General features: G+C 38.8%; 3 protein-coding genes. 1 reads left to right on the top strand and 2 read right to left on the bottom strand.

All coding sequences use genetic code 11. From position 1 onward, the window contains the following. The first annotated feature begins 66 nt into the window (after nt 1-66). Nucleotides 67-375 carry a hypothetical protein gene (locus tag DYY66_RS04715; protein WP_166286649.1) on the top strand — a complete coding sequence of 103 codons (309 nt, stop codon included), beginning with the start codon at nt 67-69 and terminating at the stop codon, nt 373-375. 36 nt (nt 376-411) lie between these two features. Here DYY66_RS04715 and DYY66_RS14155 read toward each other — a convergent pair whose 3' ends face one another. Together DYY66_RS14155 and DYY66_RS14150 are read right to left on the bottom strand one after the other, a co-directional pair. Beyond that, on the bottom strand, nt 412-561 hold the full coding sequence (locus tag DYY66_RS14155; RefSeq protein ID WP_394352574.1) for a hypothetical protein: 150 nt from the start codon (nt 559-561) through the stop codon (nt 412-414). A 34-nt stretch (nt 562-595) separates the two neighbouring features. Then, a partial coding sequence (locus tag DYY66_RS14150) for a helicase C-terminal domain-containing protein (protein WP_304515738.1) occupies nt 596-808 on the bottom strand: 213 nt, incomplete at both ends.

Below are 808 nucleotides of genomic sequence, written 5' to 3'. Positions count from 1 at the left end.
CAATCTACTTGCTAATGTCAAGTTGTCAAGCCCATTTTTTGTAGAATTACGATCGTATCTAGGCTCATGGGAAAGCGAAAATTCACTATTGACCTTGGCAACGAGAAGATTGAGGTAGAAGGACACATGCACAAAAATGTCGCAATCAAATACCTCATGAAGAGACGAAGATCGTTACTCATGACAAGGGACAAGGCAAAGGTAGAGAAGCTCTTCGAAGATGTGCCAAAGACAATATCAATAGTGGGTGGACACCTGATCAAATCTTACAAAATAAACTGGGAAAGAGAAGGAACAACAGAATTCGAAGGTTCTAGATTTGTCTTCACATTGACTGACCTACCTGACAAATCAGTACAGACCGTTGCAAACTAATTTCCCATAAGTGCTTTTTTTGAAAGAAAAATTTTCTTACAATGTAGATTTCATGCTACCATTATAGCTTGGAAATCCCAACACATCTTGGTATGCTTTTGGAATCATAAATTTTGATTGAAGCAAGAGATCACTTGCAGCAGAATCAAGAACATATGTGACTGCCCAGTCATCTTCACTTCTAATTGATCTGCCAAAGCCCTGTAGAAGTTTTGTCAGNTCCCAATACGTCTTGGTATGCTTTTGGAATCATAAATTTTTGTTGAAGCAAGAGATCGTTTGCAGCCGAGTCCAGAACATATGTCACTGCCCAGTCATTTTCACTTCGAATTGATCTTCCAAAGCCTTGCAAAAGTTTTGTTATCGTCTGTGACTTGTACCATAAAGGAAATTGGTTCATCTTGTCTTTTGTTCGCTTTTCACTTAGGTTCGG

The sequence above is a fragment of the Candidatus Nitrosotalea sp. FS genome, from assembly GCF_011319475.1.
Taxonomy (GTDB): Archaea; Thermoproteota; Nitrososphaeria; order Nitrososphaerales; family Nitrosopumilaceae; genus Nitrosotalea.
The sequence above is the reverse complement of the archived record's forward strand: the minus strand, read 5'-3'. Positions and strand labels throughout refer to the sequence as shown.